This window comes from Streptomyces sp. NBC_00663 (assembly GCF_036226885.1).
Lineage (GTDB): Bacteria > Actinomycetota > Actinomycetes > Streptomycetales > Streptomycetaceae > Streptomyces.
The window spans coordinates 2,417,729-2,433,063 of record NZ_CP109027.1; the positions used below are offsets into that span (position 1 = coordinate 2,417,729).

The following is a 15,335-nucleotide window of genomic DNA, read 5'->3' on the forward strand; positions in this document are numbered from 1 at the left end:
GGGCCGTCGAGCGCTGTGTGGCCGACGTAACTCCTCATGATCAAGCCATGTGACATCGACGTAATGGGCGATTCGTACGCTCTCGACCAGGAGCCGGCCGTCAGGAAAGAGCAGCGTGTGACCCCCACCACCCCCACGTCCCAGGTGCGCTCGGTCTGCTCCTACTGCGGGGTGGGCTGCGGGATCGTGCTGGACATCGGGAGGGGGCCGGACGGCCGCCGTACCGTCCTGAAGGCCGGCGGCGACAAGGCGCACCCGGCGAACGCGGGGCGGCTGTGCACCAAGGGCGCGACCACGGCCGAGATGCTCGCCGCACCCGGCCGGCTGACCACCGCGCTGGTCAGGGACGACCGGGGCGAGGAGCCCGTGCCCGCCCCGATGGCGGACGCGATCTCCGAGACGGCTCGCAGGCTCCGCCGGATCATCGACACGTACGGGCCGGACGCGCTCGCCTTCTACGTCTCCGGGCAGATGAGCCTGGAGGCCCAGTACCTGGCGAACAAGCTCGCCAAGGGGTTCGTACGGACGAACCAGATCGAGTCGAACTCCCGGCTGTGCATGGCGAGCGCCGGGGCCGGTTACAAGCTGTCGCTGGGCGCCGACGGGCCGCCGGGATCGTACGAGGACTTCGAGAAGGCCGATGCCTTCTTCGTCATCGGCTCGAACATGGCCGACTGCCACCCGATCCTCTTCCTGCGGATGATGGAGCGGGTCAAGGCGGGCGCCAAGCTGATCGTCGTCGATCCGAGGCGTACCGCGACGGCCGCGAAGGCGGACCTGTTCCTCCAGATCAAGCCCGGTACCGATCTCGCCCTCCTCAACGGCCTGCTCCACCTCCTCCTCGCCGACGGCCGCACCGACCCCGACTTCATCGCCGCGCACACCGAGGGCTGGGAGGCGATGCCCGAGTTCCTCGCCGACTACACGCCGGCGGCCGTCGCGGGGCTCACGGGGCTGGCCGAGGAGGACCTGCGCACGGCAGCGCGGCTGATCGGCGAGGCCGGTGAGTGGATGAGCCTGTGGACCATGGGCCTCAACCAGTCCACGCACGGCACCTGGAACACCAACGCCCTGGTCAACCTGCACCTCGCGACCGGCGCCATCTGCCGCCCCGGCTCCGGCCCCTTCTCCCTCACCGGCCAGCCGAACGCCATGGGCGGCCGGGAGATGGGCTACATGGGCCCGGGCCTGCCCGGCCAGCGGTCCGTCCTCGTCGACGCCGAGCGCGCGTTCATCGAGGACCTCTGGGAGCTGCCGCCCGGCACCGTCCGCAAGGACGGCGTCGGCAAGGGCACGATCGAGATGTTCCAGAAGATGGCCGACGGCGAGATCAAGGCCTGCTGGATCATCTGCACCAACCCGGTCGCCTCGGTCGCCAACCGCCGTACCGTCATCGAGGGCCTGGAAGCCGCCGAGTTCGTCGTCGCCCAGGACGTGTTCACCGACACGGAGACCAACGCGTACGCCGACGTCGTCCTGCCCGGCGCGATGTGGACCGAGGGCGAGGGCGTCTTCGTCAACAGCGAGCGCAACCTCACCCTGACCGCCCCTGTCGCCGACCCGCCGGGCGAGGCGATGGCGGACTGGCGGATCATCGCGGCCGTCGCCCGCGAGATGGGGTACGAGACGGGCTTCTCGTACGACAGCGCCGAGGAGGTCTTCGAGGAGATCCGCCGCGCCTGGAACCCCGTCACGGGCTGGGATCTGCGCGGGGTGACCTACGAGCGGCTGCGCTCCACTCCCGTGCAGTGGCCGGCCGCCGCCGAGGACGGTCCCGCCCGCAACCCGATCCGGTACGTCGAGGGCGGCACCCTGCGCTTCCCGACGCCGACCGGCCGGGCCGTCTTCCACCCCCGGCCGCATCTGCCGGCCGCCGAGCTGCCGGACGACGACTTCCCCTTCGTGCTGAACACCGGGCGGGTGCAGCACCAGTGGCACACGCTGACCAAGACCGGGAAGGTCGCCAAGCTCAACAAGCTGAACCCCGGGCCGTTCGTGGAGCTGCACCCCGAGGACGCGCGGGCGCTCGGGATCGGTGACGGCGACGGGGTGGAGGTGGCCTCGCGGCGCGGCCGGGCGGTGCTGCCGGCGGTGGTCACCGACCGGGTACGGCCGGGGTGCGTGTTCGCGCCGTTCCACTGGAACGACCTGTTCGGCGAGTATCTGAGCGTCAACGCCGTGACCAGCGACGCCGTCGACCCGATCTCCTTCCAGCCCGAGTTCAAGGTGTGTGCGGTGTCGCTGGCGAAGGTCCACGAGCCGAAGGTCGCGGTCCCTTCGGAGGTCATCGTCCCGACCTCCGTCACCCCGGGCGCCGACCCCTTCGGCCTCGCGACCGCCCCGCCGCCCGTCCTCAGCGCGCAGGAGCGGCTCTACCTCACCGGCTTCCTCGCGGGCATCGACTCGGGCGCGCCCGGCGTCCCGGTGCTGCCGCCGAACGCGCCCTTCAGCCCGGAGCACGCGCTGTGGGTGAACGGTGTCCTCGCCGGCATGTACTCGCGTTCCGCGGCGGCGCCGCAGGAGCGCCCCGGCCGCGAGATCGTCGTGCTGTGGGCCTCCCAGACGGGCAACGCGGAGGACTTCGCCGGCGCGGTCGCCGACCGCCTGTCCGAGAGCGGGCATCGCGCGAGCCTGCTCGGCATGGACGACACCGACCCCGGCACCCTCCCGAAGGGCGCCGACCTGCTGCTGGTCACCAGCACCTTCGGCGACGGCGACGCCCCCGACAACGGGTCCGGCTTCTGGGAGCTGCTGGCCGCCGAGCAGGCCCCGCGCCTGGACGGGGTCCGGTACTCGGTGCTGGCGTTCGGCGACTCGTCGTACGACGACTTCTGCGGCCACGGCCGCCGGCTGGACGCCCGCCTCGACGAGCTGGGCGCGGTCCGGCTCGCCCCGCGCACGGACTGCGAACCGGACTACGAGCCGACCGCGGACGCCTGGCTGGACCAGGTGCTGTCCGCGCTGGGCGACACCGAGACACCACGCCAGGCGCCACAGAAACCGAAGGCACGCGCCCCCAGGCCCGCCCCCATCACCGCCCGGCTCGTCGGCAACCGGCTGCTGAGCCGGCCCGGCGCGGGCAAGGAGGTGCGCCGGTTCACCTTCGACACGAGCGGCACTCCCCTGACCTATGAGGCGGGCGACGCGCTCGGCGTCCGCCCGGTCAACTCCCCGTCCCTGGTGGCGGAGTGGCTGGCGGCGACCGGCGTGGACGGCTCGACGGCCGTGTCCGTGGCGGGAGTCGACGAGGTCCCCTTCGCCGAGGCCCTGCACCGCCACCTCGACATCACCCGCATCACCCCCGACTTCCTCCGCTTCGTCGCCGAACACACCCGCGACGACCGGGAGTTGCGCCGACTGCTGCGTCCTGACAACAAGGACGGCCTGGCAAAGTGGAGTTGGGGACGCCAGGCGGTCGACGTCCTCGCCGAACACCCGGTCCGGGCGGGCGCGGCCGACTGGGCGACCGTGCTCAAGAAGCTGCAACCCCGCCTGTACTCCATATCGTCGAGCCCGCTGGCCGACCCGCACCGGGTCTCTCTCACGGTCTCCGTGGTCCGGTACGAGAACCTGCACGGCAGGCCGCGCGGCGGGGTCTGCTCGCCGTTCCTCGCGGACGCGGACACCGGCACCGAGGTGCCGGTCTTCGTGCAGTCCTCCCCGCACTTCCGCCCGCCCGCCGACGCGACCACACCCATGATCATGGTGGGCCCCGGCACCGGAGTCGCCCCGTTCGTGGGCTTCCTCCAGGAGCGGCGCGCACTCGGCCACCGGGCGCCGAACTGGCTGTTCTTCGGCGAGCAGCACCAGGCCAGCGACTTCTACTACGAGGAGGAGCTGACCGAGCTCCTCGCCGAGGGCACCCTCGCCCGTCTCGACACCGCCTTCTCCCGCGACCAGCGGCAGAAGGTCTACGTCCAGGACCGGATGCGCGAACACGGCCCCGAGCTGTGGCGCTGGCTCCAGGACGGCGCCCACTTCTACGTCTGCGGCGACGCCTCCCGCATGGCGAAGGACGTGGACCGGGCCCTCAGGGACATCGCGGTCACGCACGGCGGTCTGACGGAGGACGAGGCGACGGCGTACGTGAAGCAGCTGGCGACGGCGAAGCGATATGTACGGGATGTGTACTGACCATACTTTTTTACCGGTCTCACACCGGACTCTTCACCTCCGTCACCGCCCCGCTCACCGGGCCCGATTACGGTCCGTGCCGTGCACTTGGCAGACATGACGCCGGTGGCACCCGGCCGGCGGACGCAGCCGGCGGTGTCCGCCGCCCCGGAACGCCCCGCCTCGGAACCTCCCGCGCAGTGGCACCGGGTCCTCACCCTCCTCGCCGACATCAGCCTCTTCATCGGCACGCGCGCGGTGTGGACGCGGGCGGCGGCGCACCGGCCGGCGGTGGCCGCGGTCATCTCCCTCTGTTACGTCTCGATCCTGGCGTGCGGGGTGCTGGCCCTGACGGTCCGCCGCCGCCGCTCCCTGGCCCGCCTCGACCTGCTGATCCTGCTGACGGCCGTGACGCTGACGGTGTGCGCCTGGGTGCTGCTCCACCAGGGCAGCGACGAGGCCCAGCTGACGACCCAGGCGGCGAAGGAGCTGGCCGCGGGCCATCCGATGTACGGCAGGCCATGGCCCTGGCTGTTCGGCCGGACCGTGGCCCTCACCCCCACGGTCACCGGCACCTACGACCTCACCTACGGCTATCCCCCACTGGCCCCGCTGCTGACCGCGCCCCTCCTCTGGCTGGGCCACGGGGCCGCCCCGGCGACGGCGGTGAGCACGGCCGCGCTGATCGTCGGCGCCATCGCCCTGTGGCGGATGCTGCCCGCCCCCTGGCGCCCGACGGCGACCATGGTCTTCCTCGGCTTCGGCATCCTGCCCCAGTACGCCCGGCTCGGTTACCCGGCGATCGTGGGCCTGGCCCTGCTGGTCCCCGTGGTCGTCGGCTGGCCGCGCATCGGAAGGGGCGGCCGCCTGGGTGCGCCCGGCATGGCACGTGCCGCCTGCCTCGGCGCGGCCTGCGCCGCACAGCAACTCCCGTGGTTCCTGGCCCCGTTCCTCCTGGCCGGCCTCTACGCCGTACGCCGAGGCGAACTGGGCGCCCGTCCGGCGGCCCTGCTCGTGCTCCGGTTCACCGGGGTCGCGGCCACCGTATGGCTGCTGATCAACACGTACTTCGTCGTGAGCGAACCGACGGCCTGGCTGGACGGCATCGCCCTGCCGCTCACCCAGGGGGCGGTGCTGCACGGCCAGGGCCTGGTGGACGTGTCCCTGTACCTCACGAACGGCAGCGACCGGCTCGACTGGTACTCCCACGCGAGCCTGCTGCTGGCGGCGGGCCTGTTCCTGGTCTTCGTGCTCTTCGTACGCCGGCTCGGCCCCGCGGCGACGGTCCTGCCCTGGTGCGCCTTCTTCCTGGCGACCCGCTCGCAGGACGGCTACTACCTGATGATGACGCCGCTGTGGCTGGCGACGGCGGTCACGGCACCGGCGTCGGAGTTCGCGGGCGCGTGGCAGCCACGCCTGGGCACCCACCGCACCCGGGTCGCCGTAGCCGCGCTGGCCCTGGTCCCGGCCCTCCTGGCGGCCACCCTCGCCGCAACGGGCGAACCGCCCCTCCACCTGCACGTCACGGCACTGCACCGCTCCCGTCCGGTCACGGCGTCCCGGCTCGCCCTCACGGTCACGAACACCTCCGGCACCACGCTCACGCCCCACTTCATGCTGACCGCGGGCCAGGGCATGAGCCGGTACTGGCGGATCGTGCGCGGCCCGAAGTCCCTCCCGGCCCACACCACGGCGAGCTACGAGCTCGGGCCGCCCGCCGAGCCGTACGGCGGGCGGTACGTCATCCCCAGGGCCGGCGCGCACCTGCGGCTGCGGGTCTTCACGGCCGCACCCCAGACCCTGTCGACCACCTACGTCAGGCTGCCGTCCGGGTGAACCGCAGTGTGGCGGTGACCGTGGTGAGGCCGCGGATCATGCCCAGCTGGTTCCAGCCCATGCCGAACTGCGCGCGGTCCACGGAGAACTCGGTGTCCAGGGTGACCGAGTCGGCGTCCGCGCCGACGAGCCGGGCGGTGAAGGACTGCGGACGGCTGATGCCGCGCACGGTCAGCTGACCGATCACATGAACCTTCTCCCCGTCGCGCAGCTCGGCGCTGCGCACCGCGAAGGTGATCTCGGGGTGGTTGTCGGCGTCGAAGAAGTCGGCGGACCTCAGGTGCGTGTCCCGCTTGGCGTTCTTGGTGTCCAGGGAGGCCACGTCCAGGGTCAGGGTGCCCACGGCCGACCCGTCGGTCCGTACCTCGCCCTGACCGTTGACGGCGCCGAAGGTGCCCTTCACGGTGACCAGGTTCCACATCGTCCTGTGTTTGATCCCCACGGTCGTGGCGGCGGTGTCGAGCTGCCAGGTCCCGGTTTCGACGGCGACGGTCATGGTTCTCACTCCTGCGAGGCTGTAGTCCAAATTTGGATGATGCGATACGACCCACCGTAGCCTCTAATCCAAATTTGAACAACAGATACACTGGAACCCATGGCCGCCGACTCCCACCACCCCGACCACTCCGACTGCCCCGCGTCCGCGAGTGACGGGCTGCTCCCCGCGGAACTGCACGCCTGGATGCTGATGCTGGCCGCGACCGGGGCCGTCGAGCAGGAGCTGCGCTCCGTGGTCAAGGAGCGGCTGGACGTCTCCCACGACGAGTTCCTGATCCTGTGCCTGCTGGCCGGACACTCCGGCGAGGCGCTGCGCATGACCCGCGTCGCCGAACTCCTCGGCCGCCCCAAGACTCGCCTCACCTACCAGATCGCCTGCCTCCAGCACGCGGGCCTGATCACCCGCCAGTCCGTCTGCGGCGACAAACGAGGCGTAGAGGTGGCCCTCACCGAAAAGGCCCGAGGCCTGCTCAAAGACGCCTCCGCAACCCTCGCCGAGACGGTCACTGAGGGCCTGTCCCGCGTCATGGGCCCGGCCCAGTGCGAGGCGCTGCGCGCGCTGATACCGGAGGCGACGACGGAGCCCGTCGACCCGTAAATCTGGGTACCCGGCGTCCATGCCCACCCTGGAATCAGCCCTCCGTCACCGCGTGGACGGCGAGGTCCGCTTCGATGCCGGGTCCCGTGCCGCCTACTCCACCGATGCCTCCAACTTCCGGCAGACCCCGATCGGCGTGGTCGTGCCGCGTACCCCCGAGGCCGCGGCCGAGGCCGTGGCGGTCGCCCGGGAGTACGACGCCCCCGTGCTGTCCCGGGGTGGCGGTACCAGCCTCGCCGGTCAGTGCACCAACACCGCGGTGGTGATCGACTGGTCGAAGTACTGCGGTCGTCTCGAATCCGTGGACGCCGACGCCCGTACCTGCGTCGTCCAGCCCGGCATCGTCCTGGACGACCTCAACCGCCGGCTCGCCCCCACCGGGCTCAGGTTCGGCCCGGAACCGGCCACGCACGCCAACTGCACGCTCGGCGGCATGATCGGCAACAACTCCTGCGGCGCCACCGCCCAGGCGTACGGCAAGGTCGTGGACAACATCGCGCGCCTGGAGGTGCTCCTCTACGACGGCACCCGGTTCTGGTGCGGCCCCACCAGTGACGAGGAGTACGCCGCGATCGAACGGCAGGGCGACCTGCGCGCCACCCTCTACCGCCATCTGCGCGCCCTCCGTGACACCCACGCCGACGAGATCCGCCACCGCTTCCCGGACATCCCCCGCCGGGTCTCCGGCTACAACCTCGACTCCCTCCTGCCCGAGCACGGCTTCGACGTCGCCGGCCTGCTCGTCGGCAGCGAGTCGACGCTGGTGACCGTCCTGCGCGCCGAACTGAAGCTGGTGCCGGTGGTGAAGGAGCAGACGCTGGTCGTCCTCGGCTTCCCGGACATCGACACGGCCGCCGACGCCGTACCCGCGATCCTGCCGTACGAGCCGATCGCGCTCGAAGGCGTCGACTCACGGCTGATCCGGGACGAGCGGATCAAGCGTCTCAATCCGAAGGCGCGCGCCCAACTCCCCGAGGGAAACGCCTATTTGATGGTGCAGTTCGGCGGTGACACCGTCGAGGAGTCCGATGAGCACGCGCACCGGATGCTGGACGCACTGCACGAGTCCGAGCACGATGCCACGGTCGCCTTCCTCGACGACCCGTCCCACGAGGCGGAGTTGTGGCAGGTCCGCGAGGCCGGCCTCGGCGCCACCGCGCACATCCCGGGCCGGCCCGACACCTTCGAGGGCTGGGAGGACTCGGCGGTACCGCCCGAGCGGCTCGGCGACTATCTGCGCCGACTGCGGCACCTGTACGACGAGTTCGGGTATCTCAGCGACACCGGGCCCAGCCTGTACGGCCACTTCGGTCAGGGGTGCGTGCACACCCGGATCCCCTTCGACCTGTACTCGGCCGACGGGGTCGCCGCGTACCGGCGGTTCATGGAGCGGGCGGCCGATCTGGTCGCCGAGTTCGGCGGCTCGTTCTCCGGTGAGCACGGCGACGGGCAGAGCCGGGGCGAGCTGCTGCCGCGAATGTTCGGGGAGCAACTGGTCGCCGCGTTCGAGGAGTTGAAGGGTGCCTTCGACCCGCTCAACCGGATGAACCCCGGGAAGGTCGTGACGCCGTACCGCCTCGACGAGAACCTCAGGCTCGGCGGTGACTGGGCCCCGTACGCCCCGAAGGACCTGCATTTCCAGTTCCCGGACGACGGCGGCTCCTTCGCCGATGCCGCCAACCGCTGTGTGGGCGTGGGCAAATGCCGGCAGCTGACCAGCGAGGGGTCGGTGATGTGCCCGTCGTACCAGGTCACCCGGGAGGAGGAGCACTCCACGCGGGGCCGGGCGCGGCTGCTGTTCGAGATGCTCGACGGTCATGGCGACAGCGCGATCCAGGACGGTTGGCGGTCACGGGCGGTGCACGACGCGCTCGATCTGTGTCTGGCCTGCAAGGGCTGCAAGAGCGACTGTCCGGCCGACGTCGACATGGCGACGTACAAGGCGGAGTTCCTCTCCCATCACTACGAGGGCCGCTGGTGGCGCAGGCCCCGCGCGCACCTGTCGATGGGCTGGCTGCCGCTGGTGGCGCAGGCCGTGGGCCGCTCCCGGCTCGGCCCGGCCGTGAACGCGCTCACCCACACCCCGGTCCTGTCGAGGGCGGCCGTGGCCGCCGCCGGGGTGGAGAACCGGGAGATTCCGCTGTTCGCCGGGGAGACGCTGCAACAGTGGTTCGCCCGCCATGAGCCGTACGGCGACGGTTCGCGCGGCAGTGTCCTGCTGTGGCCGGACACCTTCACCAACCACTTCCATCCGCACGTCGGCCGGGCCGCCGTGGCCCTGCTGGAGCACGCGGGCTGGCGGGTGGAGCTGCCGACCGAGCCGCTGTGCTGCGGGCTGACCTGGATCTCCACCGGGCAACTGGGCGTCGCCGAGCGGGTGTTGGGCCGTACCGTACGACGTCTCGCGCCGCATGTGCGGGACGACGGGCTGGTGGTCACGCTGGAGCCGAGCTGCTCGGCGGTGTTCCGCTCCGACGCGGGCGACCTGTTCCCCGGCGACCGGGACGTACGACGGCTGCGCGACCGGACGGTGACGCTCGCGGAGCTGCTCACCGAGCACTCCCCCGGCTATGTACCCCCACAGGTCCCGGAGCGGTCCGCGCGCGCCCTGGCCCAGGTGCACTGCCATCAGCACGCGGTCCTCGGCTGGGACGCCGACGCCGCGCTGCTGCGGCGGGCCGGTGTCGACGCCGAGCGCCTGGACTCCGGGTGCTGCGGGCTGGCCGGGAACTTCGGCTTCGAGCCGGGCCATCTGGACGTGAGCGAGGCCTGCGCGGAGCGCGTCCTGCTGCCGAGGCTGCGGGAGGCCGCGCCGGAGACGGTGGTCCTGGCCGACGGTTTCAGCTGCCGTACCCAGATCGCCGAGTTCGACAGCGGCGGCCATGAGGCGGTCCATCTGGCGGAGCTGCTGGCGGTGGGGCTGCCGGACGGCAGCGCTCCGGGCAGCGCGTACGGGGTGGCCCCGGGCGTCCGCCCGGCGCCTCCGGGACGGCGGGCCCAGGCGCTCGCGCTGGCGGGGAGCGGGGCGGCGGCGGGTGCCGCGATCGGGGCGGCGATCGGGGCGGCGCGGCTGCTACGACGGTGATCCCGCGCGCCCCCTCCCCGGATCCCCGGGGGTTCTCTTCCGGTCAAGATGCGCGTCACCAAACTGGGAGGATTCCTTTTCTTGAACTATTCGTGTTTAGCGCGGTAGGTTGTCCGCATGACCGCACCCCGGACCCCGACCCCCGCCGATGAGCTGCGCGGTGCCGGCCTGCGGGTGACAGCCGCCCGGGTCGCCCTGCTGGAGACCGTCCGCGCCGGGGACCACCTCGGCGTCGAGATGATCGCCGAGGGTGTGCGCGACCGGGTCGGTCACATATCGCTCCAGGCCGTGTACGACGCCCTCCACGCGCTGACCACGGCCGGGCTGGTGCGCCGTATCGAGCCGCCGGGCAGCCCCGCCCGCTTCGAAGGCCGTGTCGGCGACAACCACCACCACCTGGTGTGCCGGTCGTGCGGCGTCGTCGTCGACGTCGACTGCGCGGTCGGTCATGCCCCCTGTCTGACCGCAGCGGACGACCGCGGCTTCACCGTCGACGAGGCCGAGGTCATCTACTGGGGCCTGTGCCCCGCCTGCTCGTCCACCAGCAGTTCCTGAGCCCCACCAGCACCACCAGCACCACCAGCAGTTCCTGCGCTTCAACGATCCGCCCCGTCCGGAAGGATTCCCCCATGTCCGAGAGCAACGCCGCCCCCGAGGGCAAGTGCCCCGTGGCGCACGACCGCGCCCTGCACCCCACCCAGGGTGGCGGCAACCGCCAGTGGTGGCCGGAGCGACTGAACCTGAAGATCCTCGCCAAGAACCCCGCCGTGGCGAACCCGCTCGGTGAGGAGTTCGACTACGCGGCCGCGTTCCAGGCCCTGGACCTGGCGGCCGTGAAACAGGACATCGCCGAGGTACTGACGGACTCCAAGGACTGGTGGCCGGCCGACTTCGGGCACTACGGCCCCTTCATGATCCGGATGGCCTGGCACAGCGCCGGCACCTACCGCATCAGCGACGGCCGCGGCGGCGCCGGCGCCGGCCAGCAGCGCTTCGCCCCGCTGAACAGCTGGCCGGACAACGGCAACCTGGACAAGGCCCGCCGACTCCTGTGGCCGGTGAAGAAGAAGTACGGCCAGAGCCTGTCCTGGGCCGACCTGATGATCCTCGCCGGCAACGTGGCCCTTGAGTCCATGGGCTTCGAGACCTTCGGCTTCGGCGGCGGCCGCGAGGACGTCTGGGAGTCGGAGGAGGACGTCTACTGGGGTCCCGAGAAGGTCTGGCTCGACGACCAGCGCTACACGGGCGACCGTGAGCTGGAGAGCCCGCTCGGCGCGGTCCAGATGGGTCTGATCTACGTCAACCCCGAGGGCCCCAACGGCAACCCGGACCCGATCGCCGCGGCCCGCGACATCCGTGAGACCTTCCGCCGGATGGCGATGAACGACGAGGAGACCGTCGCCCTCATCGCCGGTGGCCACACCTTCGGCAAGACCCACGGCGCCGGCCCGGCCGACAACGTCGGCGCCGACCCCGAGGCCGCCCCGATCGAGGCGCAGGGCCTCGGCTGGGCCAGCACCTACGGCTCCGGCAAGGGCGGCGACGCGATCACCTCCGGCCTGGAGGTCACCTGGACCGCCACGCCGACCCAGTGGAGCAACGGGTTCTTCAAGAACCTCTTCGAGTACGAGTACGAGCTGTCGGCGAGCCCGGCCGGCGCCCACCAGTGGGTCGCCAAGAACGCCGAGGCGATCATCCCCGACGCCCACGACGCGTCGAAGAAGAAGCTCCCGACGATGCTCACCACCGACCTGTCGCTGCGCTTCGACCCGGTCTACGAGCAGATCTCGCGTCGCTTCTACGAGAACCCCGACCAGTTCGCGGACGCCTTCGCCCGCGCCTGGTACAAGCTGACCCACCGTGACATGGGCCCGAAGTCGCTGTACCTCGGCTCCGAGGTCCCGGCGGAGACCCTGCTGTGGCAGGACCCGCTGCCGGAGGCCGAGGGCGAGGCCATCGACGCCGCCGACGTCGCGGCGCTCAAGGCCAAGCTGCTCGAGTCCGGCCTGTCGGTCGCGCAGCTGGTGTCCACCGCGTGGGCGTCGGCCTCGACGTACCGCAACAGCGACAAGCGCGGCGGTGCCAACGGCGCCCGTATCCGCCTCCAGCCGCAGGCCGGCTGGGAGGTCAACGAGCCCGACCAGCTGGCCCAGGTGCTGCGCGTCCTCGAAGGGATCCAGGCCGGGTTCAACACCGGCGCCAAGAAGGTCTCGATCGCCGACCTGATCGTCCTCGGTGGTGCCGCCGGTGTCGAGAAGGCCGCCAAGGACGCCGGTCACGACATCGAGGTGCCCTTCACCCCGGGTCGTGTGGACGCCACGGAGGAGCACACGGACGCGGAGTCCTTCGCCGCGCTGGAGCCCACCGCCGACGGCTTCCGCAACTACCTCGGCAAGGGCAACCGGCTGCCGGCCGAGTTCCTGCTGCTCGACAAGGCGAACCTGCTGGGCCTGAGCGCCCCCGAGCTGACCGTCCTCGTCGGCGGTCTGCGCGTCCTGGGCGCCAACTACCAGAACACCGCGCACGGCGTCCTCACGAAGACCCCGGGCAAGCTGACGAACGACTTCTTCGTCAACCTGCTCGACCTGGGCCAGACCTGGACCGCCGTCTCCGAGGACCAGACGGTCTTCGAGTCCCGCGACGACGCCACCGGCGAGGTCAAGTGGACCGGCACCCGTGCCGACCTGGTCTTCGGCTCGAACTCCGAGCTGCGGGCGCTGGCCGAGGTGTACGCGGGCGACGACGCGAAGGAGAAGTTCGTGAAGGACTTCGTCGCGGCATGGGTCAAGGTCTCGAACGCGGACCGCTTCGACCTGGTCTGATCGCTTGATCCGTTGATGTGGGGCGGCCCGTACGGGTCGCCCCACACGCATGCCCGGGCCGATCACCTATGTTGACATAGGTATTACGGGATACTTATCCTTCCCCCATGCGCCAGGACATCGACCACGTGGCCGCAGGCCTCGCGGCGTGCCTGCCCGCCCTCTACCGCGCCCTGGACCGCCAGGTCGGCCAGGACTTCCCGCACCCCAAGCCGCCCGAGGCCCAGCTGGCCCTGCTGCGCCATGTCGAGGCACACGAGGGCGTGACCGTGCGCGAGACCGCGGACGCCCTGCTGATGAAGCCGAACAACGTGAGCGCGCTGGTCACACAGATGACCGAGCTGGGACTGCTGGAACGCCGGCCGGACCCCGCCGACAAGCGGGTCGCGCATCTGCATCTCACCCCGACCTCCCGGCAACGTCTCGCCGAGGTCAACCAGCTCAAGGGCGCCCATCTCGCGCGCGCCCTGCGCGCCCTCACCGACGGCGAACTGGACGCCCTCGGCTCGGCGTTGGGAGCACTCGAGTCGCTCAGCGGACACCTCCACACCCACGCCCGCTGATCACTCACGCCCTCACCGGACCCTCGGCGGTCCGGTGCGCGCACGTGTTCTCCCCTACGCCTCACGAAGGACCGGCACAGCCATGCCCTCCGCCACCCTGACCACCCCTACGGACGCCACCGCGACACCCCGCGGCCCGCGCGCCAACCCCTGGCTGACCCTTGTGGCCGTCGCCTTCGGCCTCTTCATGGTCGGCCTCGACGGCTCGGTCGTCTCGATCGCCAACCCGGAGATCGGCCGGGACCTCCACGCCTCCACCGCCGACCTCCAGTGGGTCACCAACGCCTATCTGCTCGCCCTCGCCGCCGCCCTGATCCTCGGCGGCAAGCTCGGCGACCGCTTCGGCCGCCGTACCTTCTATCTGATCGGCGTCGCGGGCTTCACCGCCGCGTCCGTCGCCATCGGCCTGTCCGGCTCGATCACCGGCGTCATCGTCTTCCGCGCGGTGCAGGGCTTCTTCGGCGCACTGCTGATGCCGAACACCCTGGGCATGCTGCGCGCGGTGTTCCCGCCGAAGAAGTTCGGGATGGCGGTCGGCATCTGGGCGATGGTCTCGTCGGTGTCGACGGCCCTCGGCCCCATAGTCGGCGGCCTGTTGGTGCAGCACGTCAACTGGGAGTCCGTCTTCTACATCAACGCCCCGATCGGCGTCGTGGCGATCGTCTTCAGCGCGGCAGTCCTGCCGCAGAGCAGGAACACGGCCGCGGCGGAAGAGAAGTTCGACATCGCCGGTGTCGCTCTCCTCGCGCTCGGCCTGCTCGCCGTCGTCCTCGGAGTGGTCAAGGGCGAGACGTGGGGCTGGACTTCGGGCGGCACGCTGGGCGCGATCACGGCGGGCGTACTGATCCTGGTGCTCTTCGGCCGGTACGAGACCCGGGTGGCTTCCCCGCTCCTGCCGATGCGCCTGTTCCGCAACCCGGCGCTGACGATCGGCACGGTCATCACCGCGCTGAACTTCTTCGTGCTGCTCGGCGTGATCTTCTTTGTCATGCTGTACCTGCAGAACGTGCGCGGCTTCTCCCCCGTCGAGGCCGGTGTCCGCACCCTGCCGCTGAGCCTGGCCTCGGTCGTGGCCTCCCCGCTGGGCGCCGCGCTCACGGACCGCTTCGGCCCGCGCCTGACGATGCCGCTCGGCATGGCGCTCCAGGCCATCGCCTGCTTCACCATGCTGAGTTGGAGCGCGGACTCCTCGTACACCACCATGTGGCCGCCGTTCATCGCCCTCGGTCTGGGCGTCGGCATGGTGATGGCGTCCTCCTCCGACGCGATCGTCGGCAACGCGCCGGTGAAGGACGGCGGAGTGGCGGGCGGTCTCCAGGCCACCGCGCTCCAGATCGGCGGCGCGCTCGGTACGTCCGTGCTGGTCTCCCTCATCACGAGCCGCGTCGGCGCCACCCTCACCGACGAGTTGATTTCCGCCGGCGTCCCCGCCGGGACGTCGACCGCGCTGGCCGAGGCGAAGGACGCGGTGGCCATGGGTGCCGCCCCCGTCTCCGCGGAGATGCCGGAGCGGCTGAGGTCGGCGGTCGTCGAGGGCAGCCACCAGGCCTTCATGAACGGCGTACACACGGCGGTGCTGGTCGCGGGGGCGCTGTGCGTACTGGGGGCGGTGGTGGCGGCGACGGGGGTACGTCGGGCGCCCGGACGCTAGGGCCTTCCGGCGGATCAGGTCGCAGGGAAGCAGCGGTGTCGCATCGACGCTGGTGAGCGGGGGCTGGTGCGTCGGAATGCAAGGCGGAGGAGGGCGGCGACGCGGTGGGGGTCCCCCCGCTCGAGCGCAGTCGAGAGTGGGGGTCCGCCGGACAGGCCCTATCTAGGCC

The 15,335-nt window shown here is 71.2% G+C and carries 9 protein-coding genes; 8 read left to right on the top strand and 1 reads right to left on the bottom strand.

Features of this window, described 5'->3' with window-relative positions:
• Positions 1-63: 63 nt before the first annotated feature.
• Together OG866_RS10835 and OG866_RS10840 are read left to right on the top strand one after the other, a co-directional pair.
• Positions 64-4,134: a molybdopterin-dependent oxidoreductase gene (locus tag OG866_RS10835; protein ID WP_443063516.1), complete on the top strand. Its 4,071-nt coding sequence runs from the start codon at positions 64-66 to the stop codon at positions 4,132-4,134.
• Positions 4,135-4,230: 96 nt separating this feature from the next.
• The gene (locus tag OG866_RS10840; protein ID WP_329344034.1) at positions 4,231-5,949 is read left to right on the top strand and encodes a hypothetical protein; all 1,719 of its coding nucleotides are present in this window, start codon (positions 4,231-4,233) and stop codon (positions 5,947-5,949) included.
• Here the strand turns inward: OG866_RS10840 and OG866_RS10845 are convergent.
• A complete protein-coding gene (locus OG866_RS10845; protein WP_329333728.1) occupies positions 5,930-6,445 on the bottom strand; it encodes a YceI family protein in 516 nt (171 codons plus the stop codon). The two genes, OG866_RS10840 and OG866_RS10845, sit on opposite strands and share 20 nt — an antisense overlap.
• 99 nt (positions 6,446-6,544) lie before the next feature.
• Here OG866_RS10845 and OG866_RS10850 point away from each other — a divergent pair, with 99 nt between their 5' ends.
• The 6 genes from OG866_RS10850 (at position 6,545) to OG866_RS10875 (ending at position 15,166) form a co-directional block, all read left to right on the top strand.
• Positions 6,545-7,045, top strand: coding sequence for a MarR family winged helix-turn-helix transcriptional regulator (locus tag OG866_RS10850; RefSeq protein ID WP_329333729.1), 501 nt, complete (start codon positions 6,545-6,547; stop codon positions 7,043-7,045).
• A gap of 19 nt (positions 7,046-7,064) precedes the next feature.
• The gene (locus OG866_RS10855) at positions 7,065-10,130 is read left to right on the top strand and encodes an FAD-binding and (Fe-S)-binding domain-containing protein (protein WP_329333731.1); all 3,066 of its coding nucleotides are present in this window, start codon (positions 7,065-7,067) and stop codon (positions 10,128-10,130) included.
• Positions 10,131-10,247: 117 nt separating this feature from the next.
• A complete protein-coding gene (locus OG866_RS10860; RefSeq protein WP_329333732.1) occupies positions 10,248-10,685 on the top strand; it encodes a Fur family transcriptional regulator in 438 nt (145 codons plus the stop codon).
• Between the two features lie 74 nt (positions 10,686-10,759).
• Positions 10,760-12,952 (top strand): catalase/peroxidase HPI, encoded by a 2,193-nt coding sequence (katG, locus tag OG866_RS10865; RefSeq protein ID WP_329333734.1) that lies wholly within the window; start codon positions 10,760-10,762, stop codon positions 12,950-12,952.
• A 107-nt stretch (positions 12,953-13,059) separates the two neighbouring features.
• Positions 13,060-13,515, top strand: coding sequence for a MarR family winged helix-turn-helix transcriptional regulator (locus OG866_RS10870; protein WP_329333736.1), 456 nt, complete (start codon positions 13,060-13,062; stop codon positions 13,513-13,515).
• A gap of 82 nt (positions 13,516-13,597) precedes the next feature.
• Positions 13,598-15,166, top strand: coding sequence for an MFS transporter (locus tag OG866_RS10875; protein ID WP_329333737.1), 1,569 nt, complete (start codon positions 13,598-13,600; stop codon positions 15,164-15,166).
• Positions 15,167-15,335: the final 169 nt, after the last annotated feature.